Origin of the sequence: Kocuria atrinae C3-8, from assembly GCF_000286355.1 — a bacterium.
GTDB classification, from domain to species: Bacteria; Actinomycetota; Actinomycetes; order Actinomycetales; family Micrococcaceae; genus Kocuria; species Kocuria atrinae_A.
Map to the genome: position 1 here is coordinate 1 of NZ_AJXN01000190.1, position 2,614 is coordinate 2,614.

The following is a 2,614-nucleotide window of genomic DNA, read 5'->3' on the forward strand; positions in this document are numbered from 1 at the left end:
CACAGGTTGACACCCTGCGCGAGATCGCAGAATATGGGCCGATTTTCCGCGGATCGCTGCCTCAGATGTTGACGGACATCATTAACCCCCGAACCTCTGCCTCAGATGTTCACCACCGCCCCCGTACCCGCCGATCTCAACCTCAAATGTTCACCGGCACCTCGAACCCGCGCATCTCTGCCCCAGATGTTCACCACAGCCATGCGGCCCGCGAATCTCAGCCTCGGACGTTGCCAGCGGGGAGACCGACCATGAGTACAGTGATCCAGCATGGTGATGATCATTCGCTTTGACGCTTCGCATCGGGACGAAGCTCTTGACCTGGCCATACGTGCGTGGGCTCCGGTCTTCCCCCAGGTGCGAGCCACGGTGCCGCGCTTCGTCTACGACAACTTCTATCCGGACGGGTGGGAAGTCAGACAGCGGGCGGATCTGTCCGAAGTCCTTGATCAAGAGCCGCAGAACGTAGACGTCGCCCTTGAGGATGACCAGGTAGTCGGCTGGATCTGCACCCGGATACATCCCGAGGACAACATGGGTGAGGTCTACGTCCTGGTGGTTGATCCTGATCATCAACGTCGGGGGATCGCCTCCGCTCTCATGGATCGTTCGATGCGCCGGATCAAGAACGCGGGAATGAGCATGGCCCTAGTCGAAACCGGAGACGACCCGGGCCACTCCAGTGCACGGTCCACTTATGAGCGCCTCGGATTCACACGCTGGCCAGTAGCCCGATACTTCAAGGACCTCGCCGAAAAAGACCTAGCCGATGAGACTGATCGATCCCCGTGAGCGTTCGATCCGCCGGTGAAGCCGGTGCCGACAGGCTACACACCGGCACGCCGGGTCCTGACACGGTAAAAGACCCGGTGAAACCTGACATCTGAGGCGGAGGTTCGCGCGGTGAACATTTAAGGCGCGAGATCGCAGAATACGGGCCGATTTTCCGCGGACCTCTTCCTCAGATCTTCACCACCGCCACGCTGCCTGCGGATCTCGGCCCGAAATGTTCCCCGCCGCGCCAGTCGCTGCGAACCCCCGCCCCAGATGTTCACGGACACCACGGACCCGCGGATCTCTGCCTCACGTGTTCCCGGCTCACCGGGCGCACGCGGCGCAGTCCGGCTCCGGGGTGTACGCGCACTCTTGCCTCCCCCTGTTCTAGAGTGGTGCGGGTGACTGAGAATGCAACGGCTACCGCCGATCCCTATGACATTGCCCGCCGTGCCGCTGACGCCATCCGCGAGCGCACGGGTGTGGAGAACCACCGCATCACCCTGACCCTGGGTTCCGGGTGGGGTGAGGCCGCCGAGCTCATCGGTGAGACCGAGCACGAGATTCCCGCAACCGAGATCCCCGGATTCTCACGCCCCGCGCTGGAGGGCCATGTGGGCACCCTGCGCTCGATCAAGCTCGCCAACGGTGACCACGCCCTGGTGATTGGTGCGCGAACCCACTTCTACGAGGGCAAGGGCGTGCGCGCCGTGGCCCACGGTGTGCGCACCGCGGCCGCTGCGGGCGCTGAGATCATGATCCTGACCAACGGTTGCGGCGGTCTGAACCCCGCATGGCAGCCCGGCACCCCGGTGCTGATCAGTGACCACCTCAACCTCACGGCTACCTCCCCGCTGGAGGGTGCCACGTTCGTGGACCTCACCGACCTCTACTCCTCCCGCCTCCGCGAGATCGCGCATCAAGTGGATCCCAGCCTGGACGAGGGCGTCTACGCCCAGTTCCCCGGCCCGCACTACGAGACCCCGGCCGAGGTGCAGATGGCCAAGGTCCTGGGTGCAGACCTGGTGGGCATGTCCACGGCCCTCGAAGCCATCGCCGCGCGTCACGCCGGCATGGAGGTCTTCGGCATGTCTCTGGTGACCAACCTCGCCGCCGGCATCAGCGAGACCGCACTTTCCCACGAGGAAGTCATCGAGGCCGGCGCAGCCGCGGGTCCCCGCATCTCGCGTCTGCTCGCGGACATCGTGGCCAAGCTCTAACGCAACACGCTCGTCGACGCCGCCGCTCCCCCGAAACGCGCCACCGCACGGGAGTTTGCCACGTCCGAATCCGGGGAAAGTCCCGTGCTGGTCACCATGGCAAAATTCTGGTGGGCGCACCCGCTTCGTAACTGACGGAATGTCAGCAACGGGGCGGCCAAGCGTCTAGACTGGACAAAGAATTTATTTACCCCTCGCGGTTGCAGTCTGAAAGGGTCCACTCATGGTCAGAAGAGATGAAGCCTCCGTCAACGAGCAGGAGACTACTCGTCGCTCGGCCGAGCGCGGAAGCCACACCGTCAAGCCCCGCACCTTCTCCGGTGAGGGCGAGACGCTCAAGAGCTTGTTCCTGCTGCTCGGCGGCATGATCACCATTGTGGCCAGCTTCTGGATGTTCGCCAGCTACCCGGACAGCTGGTGGATCTTCCTGCTCGGCATCCTGGCTTACGGATTGGCGCTGTTCGTGCCCACCACGATCACCTCCGGCGCCACGGCCAAGCACTCCACCGGCGGCACCGAGCTCACGCTGGATCTGCCCGCTGGTCCGCACGAGATGGCTCAGCGCCCCAATACGCCCAACCAGGCGCAGGTCAACCACTAAGTTTCATTGCACAGAACCC

General features: G+C 63.8%; 3 protein-coding genes. All 3 read left to right on the forward strand.

Annotated features, from left to right (window positions below):
* The first annotated feature begins 270 nt into the window (after window positions 1-270).
* The 3 genes from YO9_RS0115570 to YO9_RS0115580 all read left to right on the forward strand — a co-directional run bounded on the left by YO9_RS0115570 (window position 271) and on the right by YO9_RS0115580 (window position 2,595).
* The gene (locus tag YO9_RS0115570; RefSeq protein ID WP_016998327.1) at window positions 271-792 is read left to right on the forward strand and encodes a GNAT family N-acetyltransferase; all 522 of its coding nucleotides are present in this window, start codon (window positions 271-273) and stop codon (window positions 790-792) included.
* 383 nt (window positions 793-1,175) lie between these two features.
* A complete protein-coding gene (locus YO9_RS0115575) occupies window positions 1,176-1,994 on the forward strand; it encodes a purine-nucleoside phosphorylase (RefSeq protein ID WP_016998328.1) in 819 nt (272 codons plus the stop codon).
* Between the two features lie 223 nt (window positions 1,995-2,217).
* On the forward strand, window positions 2,218-2,595 hold the full coding sequence (locus tag YO9_RS0115580; protein ID WP_016998329.1) for a hypothetical protein: 378 nt from the start codon (window positions 2,218-2,220) through the stop codon (window positions 2,593-2,595).
* The last annotated feature ends 19 nt before the right edge of the window (window positions 2,596-2,614 follow it).

What these genes read in the sequence shown, in the direction of transcription:
- YO9_RS0115570 (WP_016998327.1), top strand. Translation starts at nt 271, where the DNA reads ATGGTGATGATCATTCGCTTTGACGCTTCGCATCGGGACGAAGCTCTT.
- YO9_RS0115580 (WP_016998329.1), top strand. Translation starts at nt 2,218, where the DNA reads ATGGTCAGAAGAGATGAAGCCTCCGTCAACGAGCAGGAGACTACTCGT.